At 69.3% G+C, this 21,952-nt stretch carries 19 protein-coding genes and 2 pseudogenes; 11 read left to right on the top strand and 10 right to left on the bottom strand.

The window, feature by feature from the left end; genetic code table 11:
* Nucleotides 1-10 precede the first annotated feature (10 nt).
* Entirely contained in the window at nt 11-1,360 is a 1,350-nt protein-coding gene (locus ABZX40_RS24355) for a tetratricopeptide repeat protein (protein WP_355741491.1), read from the bottom strand.
* A 580-nt stretch (nt 1,361-1,940) separates the two neighbouring features.
* On the opposite strand from ABZX40_RS24355, the gene ABZX40_RS24350 reads away from it, so the two are divergent.
* From ABZX40_RS24350 to ABZX40_RS24340, 3 genes are all read left to right on the top strand, one after another.
* On the top strand, nt 1,941-2,228 hold the full coding sequence (locus ABZX40_RS24350) for a hypothetical protein (RefSeq protein ID WP_355741493.1): 288 nt from the start codon (nt 1,941-1,943) through the stop codon (nt 2,226-2,228).
* 423 nt (nt 2,229-2,651) lie between these two features.
* Nucleotides 2,652-3,401, top strand: a complete 750-nt coding sequence (locus tag ABZX40_RS24345; protein ID WP_355741495.1) for a nucleotidyltransferase family protein — start codon at nt 2,652-2,654, stop codon at nt 3,399-3,401.
* A gap of 44 nt (nt 3,402-3,445) precedes the next feature.
* A complete protein-coding gene (locus tag ABZX40_RS24340; protein WP_355741497.1) occupies nt 3,446-4,261 on the top strand; it encodes an STM4013/SEN3800 family hydrolase in 816 nt (271 codons plus the stop codon).
* Nucleotides 4,262-5,031: 770 nt separating this feature from the next.
* Here ABZX40_RS24340 and ABZX40_RS24335 read toward each other — a convergent pair.
* Entirely contained in the window at nt 5,032-5,502 is a 471-nt protein-coding gene (locus tag ABZX40_RS24335; protein WP_355741498.1) for a VOC family protein, read from the bottom strand.
* A gap of 105 nt (nt 5,503-5,607) precedes the next feature.
* On the opposite strand from ABZX40_RS24335, the gene ABZX40_RS24330 reads away from it, so the two are divergent.
* Entirely contained in the window at nt 5,608-6,189 is a 582-nt protein-coding gene (locus ABZX40_RS24330) for an ABATE domain-containing protein (RefSeq protein ID WP_355741711.1), read from the top strand.
* A gap of 14 nt (nt 6,190-6,203) precedes the next feature.
* Here the strand turns inward: ABZX40_RS24330 and ABZX40_RS24325 are convergent, their stop codons facing one another.
* Complete coding sequence (locus ABZX40_RS24325) at nt 6,204-6,737, bottom strand: helix-turn-helix domain-containing protein (protein ID WP_355741500.1); 534 nt, start codon at nt 6,735-6,737, stop codon at nt 6,204-6,206.
* Between the two features lie 101 nt (nt 6,738-6,838).
* Here ABZX40_RS24325 and ABZX40_RS24320 point away from each other — a divergent pair.
* Nucleotides 6,839-8,191 (top strand): annotated as a pseudogene (locus tag ABZX40_RS24320) (MFS transporter); the annotation flags it as partial.
* Here the strand turns inward: ABZX40_RS24320 and rarD are convergent.
* Together rarD and ABZX40_RS24310 are read right to left on the bottom strand one after the other, a co-directional pair.
* Nucleotides 8,080-9,111, bottom strand: a complete 1,032-nt coding sequence (rarD, locus tag ABZX40_RS24315) for an EamA family transporter RarD (protein WP_355741714.1) — start codon at nt 9,109-9,111, stop codon at nt 8,080-8,082. The pseudogene ABZX40_RS24320 and the gene rarD overlap by 112 nt on opposite strands.
* A 266-nt stretch (nt 9,112-9,377) precedes the next feature.
* A pseudogene (locus ABZX40_RS24310) lies at nt 9,378-10,192 on the bottom strand (NmrA family NAD(P)-binding protein).
* On the opposite strand from ABZX40_RS24310, the gene ABZX40_RS24305 reads away from it, so the two are divergent.
* Nucleotides 10,163-10,516 carry a helix-turn-helix domain-containing protein gene (locus ABZX40_RS24305; protein WP_355741717.1) on the top strand — a complete coding sequence of 118 codons (354 nt, stop codon included), beginning with the start codon at nt 10,163-10,165 and terminating at the stop codon, nt 10,514-10,516. The pseudogene ABZX40_RS24310 and the gene ABZX40_RS24305 overlap by 30 nt on opposite strands.
* 123 nt (nt 10,517-10,639) lie before the next feature.
* On the opposite strand, the gene ABZX40_RS24300 is transcribed toward ABZX40_RS24305, so the two are convergent.
* The 5 genes from ABZX40_RS24300 to ABZX40_RS24280 all read right to left on the bottom strand — a co-directional run bounded on the left by ABZX40_RS24300 (nt 10,640) and on the right by ABZX40_RS24280 (nt 17,757).
* Nucleotides 10,640-11,719, bottom strand: a complete 1,080-nt coding sequence (locus tag ABZX40_RS24300; protein ID WP_355741502.1) for a 2-oxoacid:ferredoxin oxidoreductase subunit beta — start codon at nt 11,717-11,719, stop codon at nt 10,640-10,642.
* Nucleotides 11,712-13,640, bottom strand: a complete 1,929-nt coding sequence (locus tag ABZX40_RS24295) for a 2-oxoacid:acceptor oxidoreductase subunit alpha (protein ID WP_355741504.1) — start codon at nt 13,638-13,640, stop codon at nt 11,712-11,714. Before ABZX40_RS24295 ends, ABZX40_RS24300 begins: the two co-directional genes overlap by 8 nt.
* A 225-nt stretch (nt 13,641-13,865) precedes the next feature.
* Complete coding sequence (locus tag ABZX40_RS24290) at nt 13,866-14,525, bottom strand: response regulator transcription factor (protein ID WP_355741720.1); 660 nt, start codon at nt 14,523-14,525, stop codon at nt 13,866-13,868.
* 253 nt (nt 14,526-14,778) lie between these two features.
* Nucleotides 14,779-16,110, bottom strand: a complete 1,332-nt coding sequence (locus ABZX40_RS24285) for a sensor domain-containing protein (protein ID WP_355741506.1) — start codon at nt 16,108-16,110, stop codon at nt 14,779-14,781.
* A 267-nt stretch (nt 16,111-16,377) separates the two neighbouring features.
* Nucleotides 16,378-17,757 (bottom strand): sensor domain-containing protein, encoded by a 1,380-nt coding sequence (locus tag ABZX40_RS24280; protein WP_355741507.1) that lies wholly within the window; start codon nt 17,755-17,757, stop codon nt 16,378-16,380.
* Nucleotides 17,758-18,054: 297 nt separating this feature from the next.
* Between ABZX40_RS24280 and ABZX40_RS24275 the strand changes: the two genes are divergently transcribed.
* From ABZX40_RS24275 to ABZX40_RS24255, 5 genes are all read left to right on the top strand, one after another.
* Complete coding sequence (locus tag ABZX40_RS24275; RefSeq protein WP_355741509.1) at nt 18,055-18,462, top strand: NADH-quinone oxidoreductase subunit A; 408 nt, start codon at nt 18,055-18,057, stop codon at nt 18,460-18,462.
* Nucleotides 18,453-19,091, top strand: a complete 639-nt coding sequence (locus ABZX40_RS24270; protein ID WP_355741511.1) for an NADH-quinone oxidoreductase subunit B family protein — start codon at nt 18,453-18,455, stop codon at nt 19,089-19,091. The genes ABZX40_RS24275 and ABZX40_RS24270 overlap by 10 nt, the downstream gene beginning before the upstream one ends.
* Nucleotides 19,088-20,245, top strand: coding sequence for an NADH-quinone oxidoreductase subunit C (locus ABZX40_RS24265; protein WP_355741512.1), 1,158 nt, complete (start codon nt 19,088-19,090; stop codon nt 20,243-20,245). Before ABZX40_RS24270 ends, ABZX40_RS24265 begins: the two co-directional genes overlap by 4 nt.
* Nucleotides 20,242-21,210, top strand: coding sequence for a complex I subunit 1 family protein (locus ABZX40_RS24260; RefSeq protein WP_355741514.1), 969 nt, complete (start codon nt 20,242-20,244; stop codon nt 21,208-21,210). The genes ABZX40_RS24265 and ABZX40_RS24260 overlap by 4 nt, the downstream gene beginning before the upstream one ends.
* A 2-nt stretch (nt 21,211-21,212) precedes the next feature.
* On the top strand, nt 21,213-21,952 hold a 740-nt coding region (locus ABZX40_RS24255; RefSeq protein ID WP_355741516.1), incomplete at its 3' end, for an NADH-quinone oxidoreductase subunit I.

Genomic DNA, 21,952 nt, shown 5'->3' with positions numbered 1-21,952 from the left:
TTTTCGTCCGTCAATTTGATCGGCGGAGTAATCTTTCTGGAGTTACAAGACGTGCCCGCTCGTAGAGTTCGCGGGCTGCGTTATTCTTGAGATGCGGGCCGATTCGGCTGTGCATCCTGGAAATGCTTTGATCACATTGCCCGGATTGGACCATTGGAAAGATTTCCAGAACCTTTCCCCATGTTTCGCACGCGGATTCCAGATGGCCAATCTCTAGCTGCCGCTCGGCCAACATGGACAGGTATCTAACCCTATTCCTTCGAAGTGTCGATCGTCGCAATTTATCGGACTCTTCGAGTGCGGAAATTGAGCCTTGCGTATCACCCAATTCATACCGTACTTGACCTATGTGGTAAGTCAATGAGGAGGGGTTGTATGAGCCGAATGTTTTTGACTGTGATTCCGCTTTCTCCATGGCGACTTCAGCTTCGCGAAGATATGAAATAGCAGACCTCTTCTCGCCGAATTGTGCTGCCGCGTGTGCTTGCTGTCCGGCAAGAAAGGCTCGCATGCGGGGTCCGGCGTTTGGTGAAGCAGTAGCAGCAGCATTGGCGAGGCGTTGGGCTTCTGCGCTATGTCCAAGATCTACGGCTTGCACACTCATTCCTCGGAGAGTAGTGCAATAGGTGAGGTGATCCTCTGCGGCGCCCGCCAATTCCAAAGCTTTGAGATAATAGCTTTGGGCCATTCTGTGAACGCCCTCATCGACAGCCATATATCCGGTGAGATAGCAAAGATCGGACGCTGCGGCCATCATGGCTTTCCGGACCGGCTCGGGGGCATCGATGCGCAGAAAGGGAACCACCGTATTAACGAGATATGCGGCAGCCATCGGACGGGCCGTTCGACCGCCGAATTCATCGTCCATGTCTGAGATACGCTCGGTCATTGCTACGACGGTTTGGACGTCGGTCATCCCTATACGCTGTGCTTCACCTTTCTGGACAGCCTCCATCCTGCCAACGACATCCGGCCAGTTTGGGATGGTCAGGGCAACAGAGAAAAGGGTTGCCCCGACAACACGTCGGCGTGAGGGGTCCATGTCCTCTGTCCCGAGGTTGATCAACCCTTCCACGGTAGTCGGGTGGGTGTTCGACTCTTCCGGGGGCGCTGGAAATCCTGCCTCAGAGTGCGTAATGGGTCGGCCCAGTCTCCGGGCGAACGCTTCCAGGATCAGGGGTCGGACCGCTTCCTTCGGCAGATGGCCGCTCAGCCACTGGTGCACGGAGGGCTGTTGGTACTTGAGGGGGGTTCCGTACTCGGTCCCGATGCGGTTGACCGCCTGGGCGAGCTGTCGCATGGTCCACCCGCTCTCGCGGAGCAACCGCTCAAGCGCCGTGTTCGGCTGCCGTGTCCTCACTGGCCCCAACTCCCGTGTTCAGACCGCTTATCGCTCTTATCTCCTGCCGTCTTCCCCACGGTACCGCCGTGCGTGACCGCGCGGTTGCCTAGTGCAAGCAAGAAGCGCCACGGCGAGGGACTCGGACATGGATCACGAGACGGCACCCGAGAGCGATGACGTACACGAGTTGGCTGCCTTGGTACGGGCGGGTGGGTTCTGGAGTCTCGCCCCGGAGTGGGTACCACGGACCGGCTACGCGGCCCCGACCCCGCTGGTGCTCAGAGATGTTGAGGCTGGCCTACGGAGGTTGATCGATGACTGACCCGCCCAAGCCCATGGCACTGCACGTGCCCCTTCTACAGCCTGTCCCGGTCGAGGGGTGCGCCGTGTGCGGTGCTGCGGCAACCGCCCGGGACTCCGCCCGGAAGCTGGGCAGCGTCATCAGCGAACGGGCAGCGGACGAGACGATCCGGGAGCACCCGCACCGACGCGTCACGGACCAGACCACCACCGCCGAGGGGGACAGTCAGACCCTTGCCCGGTTGCGGGAGCGGGTCCGTGAGGACAACCGGAAGCGCCGTGAGGGTGGCCGGTTGCCGTGACAAGCCGTAACCCCGGTCCGGTCCCCGCCCGGGTGAGCCGGCCGCACCCGTTCTTCCGCACCCCGCACGAAATCGTCATCGGCATGGTCGTCTTCGATCGCGACTACGACATGCCCGGCAGGGTGCGGAACCTTGACGGTCGTTGGGTCGAGTTGCAGCGTCCCACGGGTTTCATCTGGCGCGTGGACTTCGCCCGGTTGAGACGGGGCACGGCACGTGAGGGCCGCCAACTGGTCGCCCTGGCCAAGCTTCAGCGCGCACGCGAGCGGGGGCGGTGGTCATGAGGCGGTGGTGGGATTTCGCCGCAGCGGTCACCGGGCCGCTTCTGATTGCCACGCTGAGTGGTTCCTGCGGATTCGCGCTCTGCATGGTGTTCCGCACCTAGATTCCCGTTCCTGCCGGACGTACCGAACCAGGCTCCCCCAGCGCCTATCGGAATCCCGGCAGGAACGGGGCACCACTCCGCTTTCGTCGGGGACTTCCCGGGAGTGCCGGTAACCATCACGGCCGGTGTTCAAGCGAGAGCGGGTGCCCGGCCCCGTAGTGACGGAACGGGGTCGGGCGCATCCGAGCCCCGCCCGACTGTCAAAGAGGGACAGCGGCAGTCGGGCGGCCTCAAGTTCCACACTTCCCAGACCGATCGCTGAGAGGATGCCCCCCAACAGGTGTCAATGGGACACCCGTTGGACCGCAAAGGAGCACACGGCATGTCGGCAACCTTGGTGACACAGGCTTTGATTCTGGCGGGCGGTCAAGCAACCCGTATGCGGCCGTACACCGACGACGCGCCCAAAGCCATGGTCCCCGTAGCCGGTGCCCCCATCGTCGGCTACCAACTGACTTGGCTCGCAGAACACGGCGTGAAATCCGTAGTGATCAGCGGCGGATACAAGCACGAGATGATTTCGGATTACGCAGGCGACGGCTCACGCTTCGGCATCGAGACCCGCTACGCCATCGAGAATGAACCGTTGGGCCGTGGCGGGGGACTGAAATTCGCCGCGCGTCAGCTCGCGAACCCCGAAGCACCGTTCTTCGTACTCAACGGCGACGTAATCAGCACGTTCTCATTGGTGGACCTTTCCGCCTATCACGAGAAGTACAACGGAGCCGTGACGGTCGCACTCTCCCCGTACCGATCCAACTGGGGCGTAGCCGATCTCGGCGACCAGAACCGTATTCGGGGCTTCGTTCAGTCGCCCGAACTCCCGTACTGGATCAACGCCGGAATCTACATCTTCAACCCCGAAGTAGTCGCCATGCTCCCTGACAAAGGCGACCACGAAGACAGCACATTTCCCCGACTCGCCACAGAAAACCGCCTTATCGGCTATCGACTGTCCGGCTACTGGCGCGGCATCGACACTGTGAAAGACGTGATCGAAGCATCCAAGGAGGTTCGGAAAGCGGGGGGCGTTCTCGCTCCGGAGTTCCTGACAACAGACCCCACCATCTGAACCGTGGGCCATCGTTAGCCCACGGAGTCGAAAGGAAAGAACCCGTGATTGACGCGAACGAGGTAGTCGGAAGCCACAACGTTCTGTTCGTCACGTTCGACTCACTACGCTACGACGTAGCGCGGGCAACAACGCACGGTGGCCGAACTCCAAATCTGGAAAATGTGCTCGCCGGCGGACTGTGGGAAGAGCGCCGTACGCAAGGGTCCTTCACGTTGCCCGCACATATGGCGTTCTTCTCCGGATTTCTGCCGGTCCCATCCGGCCCGGTACGACCCGGCAGGTTATTCGCGTGCTACGCGGTACGCGGAACCACCATCAAAAAGCGCACGTTCGTATTTGACGCCCCCAACATCGTGAGCGGACTTTCCGGTATCGGATACCGAACCGTATGCATTGGCGGAGTCGGATTCTTCTCGAACCAGACCAAGTTAGGCCGCGTCTTGCCGGGACTCTTCCAGGAGAGCTATTGGAGCCCGGACACAGGGACTGACTGCCCGGACTCCACACGGCATCAAGTAGACATTGCTCTAAACGTTCTGGCAGAGCAGATGCCAGGGAAGCCACTTTTCCTTTTTCTCAACATCTCGGCCACTCACACCCCGCATCACATGTATCTACCGGGGGAGAGTGCGGATTCCTGGGAAAGTCAATGCGCGGCTCTCGCATACGTCGACACCGAGCTAGGCAGAATGTTCGCCGCCATGCCGAACGTAGGCCCGTGGCTAATTCTACTATGTGCGGACCACGGTGAAGCCTTCGGGGAAGACGGGCATCACGGCCATGGAATTGCCCACCCATCAGTGTGGAGTGTCCCATACTCAGAATCGGTCATGCCTGCCGCAAGGCAGTCGCCCTGACGGACTTCCCGCCGCATTCCGGTTGATGCTAGCTTTCTCAGACAACAAAAGAACGGCCCCGGCAGAGTGCTGGTAACACTCCGACTACCCGGGGCCGCCTGACGACACCACTGCTAGGAGCTGTCGCCGTGCGCAACTCTATCTTGCGCGCCATTGTGGCGTGCCTTCGCACCCTGCTTGCCCTATGCCTCCCCGGAACAGGGCGGCATAGGTTCGTCGTGAAGCCGGTGAGCCGTCCTACGGCCCGCATTGAGACTCCGCCCGACCCCGCCCCGGTGTCCGCATGGTCCGCCCCGTGGGCCGGACCGTCAGCGCGGGAAGTTCGAGCCGTCTTCAAAGACGAACGGGCGCAAGGGTTGGCCGACCTACAGCGTGAGCGGTACTACGCCGCAGGATTCGCCGCACTCGGTGTCGACTACGACCACCCGACCATGCCACTCAGCAGCATCGTCACCCGGCAGGCAGCGGCATGACCGACCCCAAGCTCATTGCGGCACTGCTGCGCAACGAACCCCCGGAGCCGTCCGGGGCGCTGTGCTGCCGCTGCAAGCGATGGACATACGCACCCGTCCCCGTCCGGCACATCGAGCGTCAGAGCGGCCCCGGGGTGACCCTGTACGCGTGCCCGAACCATGCTGTGGCTCTCGGGGCACGGGCAACCCCGGAAGATGACCTAGACGCCCCGTAGCACCACCCCCAGACAGCGGAAACGCCCCGTTCGGCCAAGTGCCGTGCGGGGCTCTGTTGTTGGCGCTGACGTGCGCGTATCCTCAGAACTGGTAGTTGAAGGTGTTGGGCTCCCTCATGATCACCCACGTCCCCTCGGCCTCCCGCACCTCCCGCAGCACCCCCGCCCCCAGCCCCGTCAGCCGTTCCACCTCGGCGATCCGCCGGTCCGGGCCGGGATGCAGATCGAGATGGATCCGGTTCTTGCCGCTCTTCTCCTCGGGTACGCGCTGGAAGAGGATCCGCCGCCCGAGCCCGGTCCCCGACTCCTGGTCGTACGGATCGTCCGGATGCCGTACGGCGACCAGGTCCCGGAAGGCGAGCCGGGCGTGGAACTCGATGGTGGCCTCGCGGGGCAGCGCGCCCAGCTCCAGCAGGCGCTGGATGAGCGCGTCGTTGTCCTCGACGGTGTAGTGCAGGGCGGCGCCCCAGAAGTCGGCCTGGGACTGGGGGTCGGCGCAGTCGACGACGAGTTTCCAGTGGATCGGCAGGGGGGTCTGCGGTGCGTCGGTCATGTAACCATCTATAGTGGTTACGTGAGCCATGGGGCAAGGGAAACGCCGGGACGGACGGGGAAGGCAGGAGGAGCGGAGGGGGTCGACCCCCCTGCGGGGCTCATCCTGCACACCCGTGAGGGCACGCCGTACCGCTTCGACCCGGGGGCGCTCTGTCTGGAGCTGCTGACGACCGGCGGCCCCGGTGTCTTCGTCCGCTACGAGGTGCTGCACGCCCCCGCCGACCTGGCGGCCTGGGCGGCCCGCAGCCGGCTTCCGGAAGGGCTGGAACTCGCCGTCACCGACGCCGAGTTGACCACCGTACGAGAGGTGCGCGACGCGCTCTTCCGGCTCGCCGCCGATCGGGCGCACGGCAGGCCGGCGGATCCCGCGCGGCTCGCCGTGCTCAACGCGGCGGCGGCCGAACCGCCGCTCGTCCCGCTGCTCACCGCCGACGGCCGCCGGACCTGGGCGCGGGGCGGCGCCGCGACCGGCACCCAACTGCTGTCCACGGTGGCCCGGGACGCCATCGACCTGTTCAGCGGGCCCTACGCGGACCGGGTCCGCGAATGCGGCTCCGGCACCTGCTCGCTGCTCTTCGTCGACACCTCACGGCCGGGGCGGCGGCGCTGGTGCTCGATGGAGCACTGCGGGAACCTGGCGAAGGTACGGGCCCACCGGGCGCGGCGGGCCGAGAGCGGGCCGTGAACCGGGAGTAGGGGTCAGCGGGGGGAGGCGGCGGCCATCGGGGCGGGGCGGGTGGGCGCTGGTGCACCGGCCGCGGGTGCTACGGGTGCTACGGGTGCTGCGGGGGCTACGGGTGCCGCCTCCGCCGCCTCCCGCGCGTCGTACGACGCCCGTGCCGTCGCCACCTCCTGCCGGTGCTCCTCGGTCCAGGTCACCAGGGACTGGATCGTGGCGTGCAGGGTCTTGCCGAGCGAGGTCAGCTCGTAGTCGACGCGCGGCGGCACCACCGGATGCACCGTCCGCTTGACCAGGCCGTCGCGCTCCAGCTGGCGCAGGGTGACGGTCAGCATCCGCTGGCTGACCCCGTCGATCTCCCGGCGCAGCTCGGTGAAGCGCAGTCGGCGGTCGTCCAGCAGGGCGATCACCAGGAGCGACCACTTGTCGGCGATGCGGTCCAGGATCTGGCGCACCTCGCAGTCCTCGCGGGTGTCCCACTGGAACGGGTCCCTGTCCCCGTAGTCCACGGTGCTGTCGCAGTAACCGGGTGACTTAGAAGTGCCTTCTTCCATGTTTCCCGATGGTGCCGCACTCTTGCCATGGTTACAAGAGGGAACTGACCCTCACTCTCGTAACCGCCCTATTCGTTTTTATTCCTCATCAAGGAGTCCCCATGGGCACCCGTGCCTGGGCCCTGCTGCTCGTGCTCTGCGGAACGATTTTTCTGGAGGGCATCGATGTCGCCATGCTGGGGATCGCGATCCCCTCCATCCGGGCCGATCTGGACCTGACCACCGGCGCCGCCGCCTGGGTGATGAGCGCCTATGTGCTCGGTTACGCCGGTTTCACCCTGCTCGGCGGCCGGGCCGCCGATCTGCTGGGGCGGCGCCGGATGTTCCTGGGTGGACTGATCGTCTTCCTGGTCTTCTCCGGTCTCGGCGGTGTCGGCACCGAGGGCTGGATGCTGATCGTGTCCCGGTTCGTGACCGGGATGGCCGCCGCCTTCATGACCCCCGCCGCGCTCTCGCTCATCACCACGTCCTACCGCGAGGGCCCGGAGCGCAACAAGGCGCTGCTGATCTTCGCGGGCACCGGCGCCGGTGGCTTCTCGCTCGGTCTGGTGATCGGCGGACTGCTCACCCAGATCGGCTGGCGCTGGGTCTTCTTCGCGCCGGTGATCCTGGCGGCGGTGATCCTGGTGGCCGCGCTGCGGCTGGTGCCGGGTGACAGCGCGACGACGATCGAAGCCCGCCGGGGAGGCTTCGACCTGGTCGGCGCGGTCACCGCCGCCGGTGCCATGCTGCTGGCCGCCTACACCGTCGTACGGCTGGAGCACGGGCTGGACGGCTGGCCGCTCACCCTCGCCGCCGGGCTCGGGGCGGTGGCGTTCGGGGCGGTGTTCACCGGGGTGGAGCGGCGGACCGCGACACCGCTGGTCCGGCTCGGCATCCTGCGCAACGCGGCGATGGTCCGCGCGGATCTGGGGGCGCTGCTGTTCCTCGGAGCGTTCTTCGGTTTCCAGTTCGTGGCGACGCTCTACCTTCAGGAACTGCGCGGCTGGTCCTCGCTCCAGACCGCCGTCGCCCTGGTCGCCATGGGCGTCGACGCGGTCCTCGCCCCGACCCTCACCCCGCGCCTGGTGAACCGTTACGGCACCACCAAGGTCATCCTCAGCGGCTTCCTGCTGGCCGCCGTCGCCTACGCGCTGTTCCTGCCGGTGGGCATGGACTGGACGTACGCGGCCATGTTCCCGACGTTCATCCTCGCCGGGGTCGCCTTCGCGCTGGCCTACGGGCCGCTGACCATCGCGGCGACGGACGGGGTCGCCGAGCAGGAACAGGGCCTCGCGGGCGGGCTGCTCACCACGGCGACCCAGTTCGGCTCGGCGGTCGGGATCTCGGCGGTGACCGCGGTCTACGGCTTGGCGTCGGCCGGGGTGGACGCCGGACCGGCGGAGCGGCTGTCGGCGTTCCGGACGGCGCTCTCGGTGCCGGTGGTGATGGTGGTGCTCGGCGCGCTGGTCGCCGCCCTGAGCGTGCGCGCCGCCCGCCGCGAGGTGCGCAGCGCGTCCCAGGTCAGCATGGTCAGCGCCAGCCAGACCAGCGCGAACCCGGCCCAGCGTTCGGAGGGCATGGCCTCCCGGAAGTAGAGGACGCCCAGCAGGAACTGGAAGACCGGGGCCAGATACTGGAGCAGGCCCAGGGTCGACAGGGGCACGCGGATCGCCGCCGCGCCGAAGCAGATCAGCGGCAGCGCGGTCACCACACCGGTCGCCGCGAGCAGCGCCGCGTGCCCCGCGCCCTCGGCGCCGAACGTCGACTCGCCCCGGCCGCCCAGCCAGAGCAGAAAGGCCAGCGCGGGCAGGAACTGGACGGCGGTCTCGGCGGCCAGCGACTCCAGGCCGCCGAGATTGACCTTCTTCTTCGCCAGCCCATAGATGGCGAAGGAGAAGGCGAGGATCAGCGAGACCCAGGGCGGCTGTCCGTAGCCGACGGCGAGCACGACGACCGCGGCGAAGCCGACGCCGACCGCCGCCCACTGCACCGGGCGCAGCCGCTCCTTGAGCAGCAGCACCCCGATCGCGATGGTGACCAGCGGGTTGATGAAGTAGCCGAGGGACGCCTCCACCACCTGGTCGTTGTTGACGGCCCAGATGTAGAGGCCCCAGTTGACGCTGATGGTGGCCGCGGCGATGGTGACCAGCCCGAGCTTGCGGGGCTGGCGCACCAGTTCGACGGCCCATGCCCAGCGCCGTACGACCAGCAGCACCACCGCGACCACGGCCAGCGACCACACCATCCGGTGCGCCAGGATCTCCAGCGCGCCGGAGGGCTCCAGCAGCGGCCAGAAGAGGGGGACCAGCCCCCACATCCCATACGCGGCGAAACCGTTCAGCAGTCCTATACGCCGTTCGCTCTTCGCCTGTCCCGCGTCCGGCGCGCTCATCGGCTGTCCTGCGTTCGGCGCGCTCTTCGGCTGCCCTATGTGCCGACTGTGCTGGCTGTGCTGACTGTGCCCATCGCCGCTCGACTTCCCCGTCACGGGCCGCCTCCTTCGCCTCACCCCGGCGGCCGGCCCGCAGTGCCCGGCCCGCTCTGTCGGCCCGGCGGCGCCGGGTCCCGGACGACGGTAGCGCCGGGCCGGTCCCGCTGTCATGTCTGTACCGGAATACGGTCATGACAGCTGGGAGGGGGCGTCGAGGTGGGGAGCGGTCAGTCCTTGAGCGCGGCGGCGACCCCCTCCGCCACCGCCTCCGCGAGCGGTGTCGTCGGGCGGCCCGCCAGCCGGGACAGCTCCGTGCCCCCGCCCGCCAGCTCGCCCTTCCCGATGGACACATCCACCCCGGCCAGGATCGCCGCGAACGCCTCCGGCAGCCCGGCCCCGGTCAGGATGCCGGTCAGGGCCTCGGGGGTGACGTCGGTGTAGGTGATCTCCCGCCCGGTCGCCCGGCTCAGCTCGGCCGCGTACTCGGCCATGCTCCACGCGCTGTCCCCGAAGAGTTCGTACGCCTTGCCCTCGTGCCCCTCGCCGGTCAGGACGGCGACCGCGGCGGCGGCGTAGTCGGCGCGGGCGGCGGAGGCGATCCGGCCGTCACCGGCCGCGGCGACCACGGTGTTGTGCGCCAGCACCGGGGCGAGGTTCTCGGTGTAGACCTCGTGGTACCAGCCGTTGCGCAGAAAGACATGGGGCAGGCCCGAGTCCAGGATGACCCGCTCGGTGCCGCGGTGGTCGTCGGCGAGGGCGGCGGTCAGGCTCGCGGGGGCGCTGGTGTACGCCAGCAGCGCGACCCCGGCCTCCCGGGCGGCGTCCACGACGACCCTGTGCTGGGCGACCCGGCCCTTGTCGAACTCGTTGCCCGAGATCAGCAGCACCTTGTCGCCGGGCGCGAACAGGCCCTCGAAGGTCTCGGGGAGGTTGTAGTCGGCGACGGCGAGGCGTACGCCGCGAGGTCGGCGGCCCTGGCAGGAGAGGGAGAGGGCGCGGCGGTGACGAGGCGATCTGCCCGTACCGGCTGGTCCTGGAGCATGTCACCAGCCGCTGGGGCGTCCTGGCGCTGATCGCCCCGCTCGACCGGCCGCACCGCTTCAGCGAGCTGCGCCGGGCGATCGACGGGGTCCGGCGGGTCAGCGAGAAGATGCTGGCCCAGACCCTTCAGACCCTGGAGCGGGACGGCTTCGTCCACCGCGACGCCCAGCCGGTGATCCCGCCCCGCGTCGACTACTCCCTCACCCCGCTGGGCCGCGAGGCCGCCGAACAGGTCCGGTCCCTGGCGCTGTGGACGGAACGCCGGATGGCGGCGGTGGAGGAGGCGCGGGAGCGGTACGACGGGGCGCGGGAGGCCGCCGGATAGGCGGGCGCCGTGCCTGTCAGAGGCACGGGGCCGGGTGCGGCGGGTGGGTGCAAAAGGGCGGGCCCGGGTGCGCCGTGCGGCACGGCACCCGGGCCCGCCCCTGTCATCGGCGGGGGCGTCGGATCACCCCACGACCGTCCAGGTGTCCCCGCCCGCCAGCAGTGAGGCGAGGTCGCCCTTGCCGTTCTGCTCGACGGCGGTGTCGAGCTGGTCGGCCATCTGGTCGTCGTAGACCGCCCGGTCCACGGAGCGCAGTACGCCGATGGGGGTGTGGTGCAGGGTGTCCGGGTCGGCGAGCCGGGACAGCGCGAACGCCGTGGTCGGTGACGCGGCATGCGCGTCATGGACCAGGATGTCCCCCTCGTTCTCCGGGGTGACATCGACGACCCGCAGATCACCGGTGAGCGGATCGCGGACGACGCCCCGCCCGCCGTCGGCGCCGAAGCGGATCGGCCGGCCGTGCTCCAGCCGGATCACCGCCTCCTCGGCCCGCTGCTTGTCCTTGAGGGCGTCGAAGGCGCCGTCGTTGAAGATGTTGCAGTTCTGGTAGATCTCGATGAGGGCCGTGCCCGGGTGGGCGGCGGCCTCGCGGAGCACCTGGGTGAGGTGCTTGCGGTCGGAGTCGATGGTGCGGGCGACGAAGGACGCCTCGGCGCCGATCGCCAGCGACACCGGGTTGAAGGGCGCGTCCAGCGAGCCCATCGGCGTCGACTTGGTGATCTTCCCGACCTCGGAGGTGGGGGAGTACTGGCCCTTGGTCAGCCCGTAGATCCGGTTGTTGAAGAGCAGGATCTTGAGGTTGACGTTGCGCCGCAGGGCGTGGATGAGGTGGTTGCCGCCGATGGAGAGGGCGTCGCCGTCGCCGGTGACGACCCAGACGGACAGATCGCGGCGCGAGGTGGCGAGCCCGGTGGCGATGGCGGGGGCGCGGCCGTGGATCGAGTGCATCCCGTAGGTGTTCATGTAGTACGGGAAGCGGGAGGAGCAGCCGATGCCGGAGACGAAGACGATGTTCTCCTTGGCGAGGCCCAGTTCGGGCATGAAGCCCTGCACCGCGGCGAGGATCGCGTAGTCACCGCAGCCGGGGCACCAGCGCACTTCCTGATCGGACTTGAAGTCCTTCATGGACTGCCGGGCCTCGGCCTTGGGGATGAGCGAGAGTGCCTCGATCGTGCCCGTGCCTTCCGTGGTCGTCTCAGCCATCGATGGCCTCCTTGAGCGCCGTGGCGAGCTGTTCGGCCTTGAACGGCATGCCGTTCACCTGGTTGTAGCTGTGCGCGTCGACCAGGTACTTCGCCCGGATCAGGGTGGCGAGCTGGCCGAGGTTCATCTCGGGGACGACGACCTTGTCGTAGCTCTGGAGAACCTCGCCCAGATTTCTCGGGAAGGGGTTGAGATGGCGCAGATGGGCCTGCGCGATCGGCAGCCCCGCGGTGCGCAGCCGGCGGACGGCTGCGGTGATCGGCCCGTAGGTCGAGCCCCAGCCCAGGACCAGGGTGCGGGCGCCGTCCGGGTCGTCGGCCGTCACGTCCGGGACCTCGATCCCGTCGATCTTCGCCTGCCGGGTGCGGACCATGAAGTCGTGGTTGGCCGGGTCGTAGGAGATGTTGCCCGTGCCGTCCTGCTTCTCGATGCCGCCGATGCGGTGCTCCAGACCGGGCGTGCCGGGGACGGCCCAGGGGCGGGCCAGCGTCTGCGGGTCGCGCTTGTACGGCCAGAAGACCTCGGTGCCGTCGTCCAGGGCGTGGTTGGGGCCCTGGGCGAACTGCACCGCCAGATCCGGCAGTTCCTCCAGCTCGGGGATGCGCCAGGGCTCGGAGCCATTGGCGAGATAGCCGTCGCTGAGCAGCAGCACCGGGGTGCGGTAGGCCAGCGCGATCCGGGCCGCCTCGATGGCGGCGTCGAAGCAGTCGGCCGGGGTGCGCGGGGCGACGATCGGCACCGGCGCCTCACCGTTGCGCCCGTACATCGCCTGGAGCAGGTCGGCCTGCTCGGTCTTGGTCGGCAGCCCGGTGGAGGGGCCGCCGCGCTGGATGTCCACGATCAGCAGCGGCAGCTCCATCGAGACCGCCAGCCCGATGGTCTCCGACTTCAGGGCGACCCCGGGACCGCTGGTGGTGGTGACAGCGAGAGAGCCGCCGAAGGCGGCTCCCAGGGCGGCTCCGACACCGGCGATCTCATCCTCCGCCTGGAAGGTGCGCACCCCGAAGTTCTTGTGCCGGCTCAGCTCGTGCAGCACGTCCGAGGCCGGGGTGATCGGGTACGAGCCCAGATAGAGCGGCAGATCGGCCTGGCGGGACGCGGCGATGAGACCGTAGGCCAGGGCGAGATTGCCGGAGATGTTGCGGTAGGTGCCGGTGGGGAAGGCGGTGGAGGCGGGCGCGACCTCGTAGGAGACCGCGAAGTCCTCCGTCGTCTCGCCGAAGTTCCAGCCCGCGCGAAACGCCGCGATGTTCGCCGCCGCGATCTGTGGCTTCTTGGCGAACTTCGAGGTCAGGAACTGCTCCGTGCCCTCCGTCGGCCGGTGGTACATCCACGACAGCAGACCCAGCGCGAACATGTTCTTGCTGCGCTCGGCCTCCTTGCGGGACAGCTCGAAGTCCTTGAGGGCCTCCACGGTCAGCGTGGTCAGCGGCACCGGGTGCAGGTGGTAGCCGTCCAGCGAGCCGTCCTCCAGCGGATTGCCGGTGTAGCCGACCTTCTGCATGGCCCGCTTGGTGAACTCGTCCGTGTTGACGATGATCTCCGCACCGCGCGGCAGATCCCCCACGTTCGCCTTCAGCGCCGCCGGATTCATGGCGACCAGCACATTGGGGGCGTCACCGGGGGTGAGGATGTCGTGGTCGGCGAAGTGGAGCTGGAAGGACGAGACACCCGGCAGGGTCCCGGCCGGCGCCCGGATCTCGGCCGGAAAGTTCGGCAGGGTGGACAGGTCGTTGCCGAAGGACGCGGTCTCCGAAGTGAACCGGTCCCCGGTGAGCTGCATGCCGTCACCGGAGTCCCCCGCGAATCTGATGATCACCCGGTCCAGCCGGCGGACGTCCTTCCCTCCCGCCGGTTTGCGCTGCTCCCCCACGACGGTTCCGTCGGCCTGTTCCTTCTCGCTACTGACCTGGCTGGTCACTGAACTGGACCTCCTTCGAGGCGGCTGTCGGGGCACGGCCCTCCCGCAGGCCCACCCAGGATCAACCCTACGTCCGCCGGGGTCACCCGCTCGGGGCCATTCGCATGATGAACACCCCTTTGAGCACCCTTTTGAGACGACACCCCGCCGGACGAGCGCTCACCTGACACGCCGACACGCTGTTTGTCTTACGCATTGTCTTACGAATTGTCTTACGCATTCGTCTCACGAATTGAGATACGTCAGCACGGCCAGCACCCGCCGATGGTCCCCCTCGCTCGGTGACAGGCCCAGCTTCAGAAAGATATTGCTGACGTGCTTCTCCACGGCCCCGTCACTCACCACCAACTGCTTCGCGACGGCCGAGTTCGTCCGTCCCTCCGCCATCAGCCCCAGCACCTCCCGCTCCCGCGGCGTCAGCCCCGCGAGCACATCCTGCTTGCGGGACCGCCCGAGCAACTGCGCGACCACCTCCGGGTCCAGCGCCGTCCCGCCCTGCGCGACCCGCACCACCGCGTCCACGAACTCCCGGACCTCGGCGACCCGGTCCTTCAGCAGATACCCGACCCCGCGGCTCGACCCGGCCAGCAACTCCGTCGCGTACCGCTCCTCCACGTACTGCGACAGCACCAGCACCCCCAGCCCCGGATACGACTTCCGCAACCGCACGGCCGCCCGTACGCCCTCGTCGGTGTGCGTCGGCGGCATCCGCACGTCCGCCACCACGACGTCCGGCAGCCCGCCCTCCGCGTCCAGATCGGTCACGGTCTTGATCAACGCCTCCGCGTCCCCGACCCCGGCGACCACATCGTGCCCCCGGTCGGTCAGCAGCCGGGTCAGTCCCTCCCGCAGCAGCACCGAATCCTCGGCGATGACCACCCGCACCCTGTCCTCCACGTTCTTCGGCCCCCCAGCCCGCCCCGCCGTTCCCCAGCGACCGGCTTCGTCTCACTCCATGAACGGGTCCAGCATTCCAGTATTCGGACCCGAATGCGTATGGGGGTCGGTCAGGTAATCGGGGGGAATGCGGGGGAGTGGGGGGAGCGCGGGGAAGCGGGGGGAGTGGGGTGGGGCGGCGTGGGGCGGGGGGATGTGGTCGTCACCCTCGGTCGAGCCGAGGCCGTCTGGGCGGCGCCTCTCACCTCCGCCAGGGCAGTTCCGCCGTGACCCGGGTGGGGCCGCCCTCGGGGGAGTCGACGACCAGGATGCCGTCCACCGCGTCGAGCCGCCCCGCGAGACCGGCGAGGCCGGAACCCGCCGCCGAGTCCGCTCCGCCCACCCCGTCGTCCGTGACCTGGAGCATCAGCCGGTTCTCCACCCGCCACACATCCACCCACGCCGACCTGGCCCGGGAGTGCTTGCTGATGTTCTGGAGCAGCTCGGACACCGTGAAGTACGCGATCCCCTCGATGGCCGGCGCCGGTCGCTCCACCAGATCCACGTCCACCCGCACCGGCACCGCGCACCGCGAGGCCACCGACGACAGCGCCGCGTCCAGCCCCCGGTCGGTCAGTACCGCCGGGTGGATGCCCCGGGCCAGATCCCGCAGCTCCTGCAACGCCGTCTTCACCTCGCCGTGCGCCTCGTCCACCATCCGCGCCGCCGCCTGCGGGTCCTCGGACAGCTTCTCCTTCGCCAGCCCCAGATCCATCGCCAGATTCACCAGCCGGGCCTGCGCCCCGTCGTGCAGATCCCGCTCGATGCGCCGCAGATCGGCCGCCGCCGTGTCCACCACGACCCCGCGGTCCGACTCCAGCTCCACCACCCGCGTCGCCAGCCGCGACGGACCCAGCAGACCGTGCACCATCAGCCGGTCCACCGTGGTCAGCGCCCGCACGATCCACGGCGCCGCCAGCACGAACAGCAGCCCCACCGCCCCGGTCACCGCGATCTCGAAGGGGTTGTCCAGGTACACCTGGTGCGTGTCGTCGCCGTAGAGCTGAATGCCGTCCTGCCCGCCGTACACGGGCAGGACCCAGAACCACAGGGGATACGTCACCAGGCTCCAGCCCGTCACCCAGACCGTGAGCGCCACGCTGAACGAGAAGACCGCCCACGGGAGCTGGAGCACCGAGTACAGCAGCGCCCGCCATGACGCCCCGTCCTTCAGCGCGGCCCACATCCACCCCATCGCGCCGCCCTTGCGGGCCCGCAGCGGCTCCGGCGCGGCCACCTCCAGCCGGAGCAGCCCCCGTGCCCGGACCCGCTCCAGCGCGCCCAGGCCCCGGCTGCCGGCCAGCGTCCCCGCCAGCACCGGTATGCCGAGGAACGTCACCAGCAGGCCCACCCCCAGCGCGAACATCGTCACCGCGTAGGTGAACAGCGCGATGCTGATCGGCAGGCTCAGCAGCACATAGAGGAACTCCCGCCAGGCCCGCCCCCCGAACGGCGCACTCAGCCCGACCGGCACCCGCCCGCCCCGGCGTCCGTACCCGGCCCCGTACTCGTGCCCGTACTCCGTTGTGGTCATCGGTGTCGTCCCGTCCCGTTCCTTCGCTACCGATCTGGGTCTGCTCGCGTATCCGTTCCCGCGCTGTCCAGCCTCCTCCGCGCGCCGCCGCCGAACCATGGAGCGGGTCGCAGTCTTGAGAGGGGGGTTTTCCCTACCTTGGCCTCTGGGGTGCTGGGGGCATGGTGGGTACGCACATGCCGGTGGGTGGGCATGGTGGGTACGCACATGCCGACGGGGCGGTACGCCCGCCCCGCCCCCCGATTCCCCCCGCCTGCCTTCAGTCCCTCAGCCCCGCCGCTCCCGCCACGGCAGTTCCGCCGTGATCGTCGTGGGCCCGCCCTGCGGGGAGTCGATGATGAACAGGCCGTCCACCGCGCCCAGCCGCTCCGCCAGGCCCCGCATCCCCGTACCGCCGTCCAGGCTCGCCCCGCCCCGGCCGTCGTCCGTGACCTGGATGAGCAGACGTTCCTCGGAACGCCACACCTCCACCGCCGCCGACCTCGCCGCGCTGTGCTTGCTGACGTTCTGGAGCAGCTCGGAGACCGTGAAGTAGGCGATGCCCTCGATGGCCTCGGCCGGTCGCTCCGTCAGATCGACCGTCACCTTCACCGGCACCGTGCACCGCGAGGCGACCGAGGACAGCGCCGCGTCCAGCCCCCGGTCGGTCAGTACCGCCGGGTGGATGCCCCGGGCCAGATCCCGCAGCTCCTGGAGGGCGAGCTTCACCTCGCCGTGCGCCTCGGAGACCATCTCCGCCGCCGTGTCCGGGTCCTCCAGCAGCTTCTCCTTGGCGAGCCCCAGTCCCATCGCCAGATTGACCAGCCGGGCCTGCGCCCCGTCGTGCAGATCCCGCTCGATGCGGCGCAGATCGGCCGCCGCCGTGTCCACCACGACCCCGCGGTCCGACTCCAGCTCCGCGATCCGGCGCTCCAACTCGTCCGAGGGCGACAGCAGCCCGCGCACCATCGCCCGGTCCACATTGGCCAGGCCCCGCGCGATGAACGGCAGCACCGGCCACAGCACGAACAGCGACGCCAGGGTGATGACGAAGGTGAGGATGCCCCAGGGCAGCCGGATGATGTCGTAGAGGAAGGTCCGCCAGCCGACCGGGTCCTTGAGCATCATCCACATCTGCGCGAGGAACCCGCCCTCCCGCTGCCCGCGCCAGCGCAGCCGACTGGGCTCCTCCACCTTCACCCCGAGCAGGGCCCTGGCCCGCGCCCGCTCCAGTTTGCCGAGCTGCCGCGCGCCCATCAGCCCCAGCGCGAGCAGCGGGAGGCCGATCACGGTCACGGTCAGCAGGGCGCCGGTGGCCAGCACGGTGATCGTGTAGACGAAGCCGATGAGCGCCATGGGCAGATTGATCAGGAGATGCGCGATCTCCTTCCAGGTGTGCGCGTCGTAGCCCAGGCGGGGCGGGGGCAGCCGCTCGCCGAGATCCTTCCCGCCGTCCGCGCCGCCGCCGTCCGCAATCCGCTCGGGCCGCTCGGGCCGCTCGGGCCGGTCGTCGGCCGCCCGGTCGGCCCGGTCCGCCCGGAAGGCTCGATCGCGCCGGCCGGTGCGGCCGGTGCGGCCGGTCCGGTCGGTCAGATCGCTCCGGTCGGTCCGGTCGGTCCGGTCGTTCCAGCCGGTCGCGGTGCCCGCGGACGGGATTCGTTCGGTCATGACAGCCAGCGTGCCTGCCGGGCGACTCCCGCGCCATGAGGTGGACCGCACGCTTCGACTGAGGAAAACCCCACCCCCGTGTCCCCACCCCCGCGTCCCGACCCCCGACAGGCTGCTTACCGCGCCTTTAGCAGGGCCTAGACTCCCGTGCGTGCAGATCGTCGAACGGTGACGCACACAGTGTTCGTACGGCAGGCACACAGCCGGTCGTACCGGAGGTCGAGCAACAGGCCGGGCAACAGGCCGAGCAACAGGCCGGACCGGGGAACGGTCGAGGCCAGGGAGCGAGGGGCGGACGTGAGGCAACCGACCGTCGAACCGACCGAGGTCGTCGCGGCGGACTACTTCCAGTCCTACTCGGTCGTCGGACTGCTCGCCGCGATCGGCGTGCTCTTCGTCGCCGTCGCCTTCGGCGCCGGACGGCTGCTGCGCCCCGTCGTACCGACCCCCGAGAAGCTGATGACGTACGAGTGCGGCGTCGACCCGGTCGGCGAGGGCTGGGCCCACACCCAGGTCCGCTACTACGTGTACGCCTTCCTCTATGTGATCTTCGCCGTCGACTCGATCTTCCTCTTCCCCTGGGCGACCGTCTTCGCCGATCCCGGCTACGGCGCGACCACGCTGGTCGAGATGTTCATCTTCCTCGGCTTCCTCGCCGTGGGACTGCTCTACGCCTACAAGAAGGGGGTCCTGGAATGGACGTGACCCCGCCGTCCCTGCCGGATCAGATGCCGGTGTCTCTGCCGGAGCCCAAGCGGCTCGGCGCCCTCGCCCGGCTCGCCCCGGAGCCGATGAAGGTCGTCCTCAACTGGGGCCGCCGCTACTCCCTCTGGGTCTTCAACTTCGGCCTCGCCTGCTGCGCCATCGAGTTCATCGCCGCGTCCATGGCCCGGCACGACTTCATCCGGCTCGGCGTCATCCCCTTCGCGCCGGGTCCCCGCCAGGCCGACCTGATGGTCGTCTCCGGCACGGTCACCGACAAGATGGCCCCCGCCATCAAACGCCTGTACGAGCAGATGCCCGAGCCCAAGTACGTCATCTCCTTCGGCGCCTGCTCCAACTGCGGCGGCCCCTACTGGGACTCCTACTCCGTCACCAAGGGCGTCGACCAGATCATCCCCGTCGATGTCTATGTCCCCGGCTGCCCGCCCCGCCCCGAGGCGCTCCTCCAAGGCATCCTCAAGCTCCAGGAGAAGATCGCCCGCGAGTCGCTCGGCGAGCGCTACGCCAACCCCGGAACCGCCCCTTCCGCCGCCCCTTCCGCCGGCCCCTCCGCCGCCGCCCTCCAGAGCGGCCTGGTCGCACCGCCGGCCGGCGAGGGGGAGCCCCGATGACCGCCGTCGGCTGGCTCCCGGCCGACGCCGAGGAACTCTTCGGCCCGGACGCCACGGCCGAGGAGTCCTACGACCTCCTCACCGTCGACGTACCCCCCGCCACCTGGACCGACGCCCTGCGCACCGCCCGCGACCGGCTGGGCTGCCGCTACTTCGACTGGCTCAGCGCCGTCGACGAGCCCGGCACCGGCTTCCGCGTCGTCGCCCATGTCGTCGCCCTGGCCCCCGTACGCCGACTGCTCCTGCGCACCACCGTCCCGCACGACGCGCCCACCCTCCCCACCGCCGTCGGCGTCTACGCGGGCGCCGCCTGGCACGAGCGCGAGACCCATGAGATGTTCGGCGTCGACTTCGCCGACCACCCCGGCCTCGACCACCTCCTCCTCCCCGAGACCTTCGAGGGCCACCCCCTGCGCAAGGACTTCGTCCTCGCCGCCCGCGTCGCCAAGGCATGGCCCGGCGCCAAGGAGCCCGGCGAGTCCGAACACGGCGGCCCCAAACGCCGCCAGATGCTCCCCCCGGGCGTTCCCGACCCCAACGAATGGGGCCCCCTCAAGGGCCAGCTCCCCCCGGCCCCGGCCCGCCCCGCCCGAGCGACGGGCCGCGGCGCGTCCGGTGCCGGTGCCGCCGGCCGCCCGGCCACCGGCGAGCGTCCGGTACGACGCTCCCGTACGGCCTCGGACGGCTCCGCCAGCCAGACCGCCGCCCGGCAGACACCCTCCGCGCCCCCGGCACCACCGGCCGACGAGCCCGCGACCGGCAGCGGCACGGGCACGGGCACCGCTCCCGGGGATCAGGCACAGGGGGCGGCCCCGCCCCCCGCCGGTCCGCGCCGAGCCCGCAGCGCCTCCGAGGGGTCGGCCTCCCAACGGCCCTCCGCCCCGCGCCGCTCGCGCAGCGCCTCCGAGGGCTCGGCGACCCAGCGGGGACCCGGCACGGCGAGTGCCCCCGAGCCCGCCCCGCGCAGCCCCGACGCCCCCTGGCACCACGCCCGCCCGGCCCACGGGGACGGGCCCGAGGACGCCCCCACCTCCGACGGGGACCGGCCCGAAACCCCTGCTCCCGCCACCGAGGCCACCCCCGAGTCACCGGAAGACCCCCCCTCCACGCAACCCCCCGCCGCACCCGAAGACCCGGAAGGAGGCCGCCCGTGAACGACGCCCTGGACGTCGCCCTGCGACTCCTCATCGTCTTCGCCGTGTTCCTCGTCTTCCCCCTGCTCGTCGGCCAGACCGAGCACAAGGTGATGGCCCATATGCAGGGCCGCCTCGGCCCGATGTACGCCGGCGGCTTCCACGGCTGGGCCCAGCTCGTGGCCGACGGCGTGAAGTTCGCGCAGAAGGAGGACGTCGTCCCCAACGGCGCCGACCGCCGTATCTTCCAGCTCGCCCCCGCCGTCGCCCTCCTCCCCTACCTCCTCGTCCTGCTCGCCATCCCCATCGGCCCCGGCGAGGGCGCGGTCGGCGAGGTGATCGACGCGGGTGTCTTCTTCGTGCTCGCCGTGATGGGCGTCGGGGTGCTCGGCTCGCTGATGGCCGGGTGGGCCTCCGCCAACAAGTTCTCCCTCCTCGGCGGCCTGCGCACCGCCGCCCAGCTGCTCGCCTACGAACTCCCCATGCTGCTCGCCGCCGCCTCCGTCGCCATGGCGGCCGGTACGGTCTCGCTGCCCGGCATCCTCGACGCGTTCGAGTGGTGGTGGCTGCCCTGGCAGATCGTCGGCGCGCTGGTCTTCTTCGTGGCGGGCCTCGCCGAGCTGCAACGTCCCCCCTTCGACATGCCGGTCGCCGACTCCGAGATCATCTTCGGCGCCTACACCGAGTACACCGGGCTGCGGTTCGCGCTCTTCCTCCTCGCCGAGTACGCCGGGATCGTCGTCCTGTGCGGACTGACCACCGTCCTCTTCCTGGGCGGCTGGCACGGCCCCTGGGGCGCCGACGGGTTCGGCTGGGTGTGGACCCTGCTGAAGACCGCCGTCCTCGCCTTCATCGTGATCTGGCTGCGCGTCACCTATCCCCGGATGCGGGAGGACCAGCTCCAGCGGTTCTCCTGGACCCTCCTCGTCCCCCTCTCCCTCGCCCAGATCGCCCTCACCGGCGTCGTCAAGGTGGTGATCCAGTAGCCATGGCCGAGTCTCCTCCGCCCACCCGGTCCCGCATCCCCGGCAGCGGCCTCGCCAAGGGCCTGGCCGTCACCCTGCGCACGATGACCAGGAAGAGCGTCACCGAGCAGTACCCGGACGTCCAGCCCGACCTCCCGCCCCGCACCCGGGGCGTGATCGGTCTGTTCGAGGAGAACTGCACGGTCTGCATGCTCTGCGCCCGCGAGTGCCCGGACTGGTGCATCTACATCGACTCCCACAAGGAGACCGTCCCCGCCGCGGCCCCCGGCGGCCGTGAGCGCAGCCGCAACGTCCTGGACCGCTTCGCCATCGACTTCTCCCTGTGCATGTACTGCGGTATCTGCATCGAGGTCTGTCCTTTCGACGCCCTCTTCTGGTCACCGGAGTTCGAGTACGCGGAGACCGACATCCGCGAACTCACCCACGAGCGCGACAAACTCCGCGAGTGGATGTGGACGGTCCCGGCCCCGCCCGCCCTCGACCCCGCCGCCGAGGAGCCCAAGGAAGTCACCGCGGCCCGCAAAACCACCGAGAAACTGACATCGACCTCGACCCCGACATCCCCGGCCCCGGCGCCGACATCTGCCACCCAGGCCCCGGATTCCGCCACCCCGGCCCCGGCCTCCGCTACTCCGGCCCCGGAGTCTCCTGCTCAGGCTGCGGAGTCGTCCGCTCGGGGCACGGGTGCGGCGTCGGCCGCTCAGGCTCCGGCCTCCGCTACTCCGGCCCCGGGCTCTTCTGC

It is taken from the genome of Streptomyces sp. NPDC004610, assembly GCF_040609715.1.
Lineage (GTDB): Bacteria > Actinomycetota > Actinomycetes > Streptomycetales > Streptomycetaceae > Streptomyces.
The sequence above is the reverse complement of the archived record's forward strand: the minus strand, read 5'-3'. Positions and strand labels throughout refer to the sequence as shown.

Coding starts and splice junctions, on each gene's coding strand:
- ABZX40_RS24325 (WP_355741500.1), bottom strand. CDS start 6,737: ATGGAAGAAGGCACTTCTAAGTCACCCGGTTACTGCGACAGCACCGTG.
- ABZX40_RS24335 (WP_355741498.1), bottom strand. CDS start 5,502: ATGACCGACGCACCGCAGACCCCCCTGCCGATCCACTGGAAACTCGTC.
- ABZX40_RS24285 (WP_355741506.1), bottom strand. CDS start 16,110: ATGACCACAACGGAGTACGGGCACGAGTACGGGGCCGGGTACGGACGC.
- ABZX40_RS24270 (WP_355741511.1), top strand. CDS start 18,453: ATGGACGTGACCCCGCCGTCCCTGCCGGATCAGATGCCGGTGTCTCTG.
- ABZX40_RS24280 (WP_355741507.1), bottom strand. CDS start 17,757: ATGACCGAACGAATCCCGTCCGCGGGCACCGCGACCGGCTGGAACGAC.
- rarD (WP_355741714.1), bottom strand. CDS start 9,111: ATGAGCGCGCCGGACGCGGGACAGGCGAAGAGCGAACGGCGTATAGGA.
- ABZX40_RS24345 (WP_355741495.1), top strand. CDS start 2,652: ATGTCGGCAACCTTGGTGACACAGGCTTTGATTCTGGCGGGCGGTCAA.
- ABZX40_RS24265 (WP_355741512.1), top strand. CDS start 19,088: ATGACCGCCGTCGGCTGGCTCCCGGCCGACGCCGAGGAACTCTTCGGC.
- ABZX40_RS24300 (WP_355741502.1), bottom strand. CDS start 11,719: ATGGCTGAGACGACCACGGAAGGCACGGGCACGATCGAGGCACTCTCG.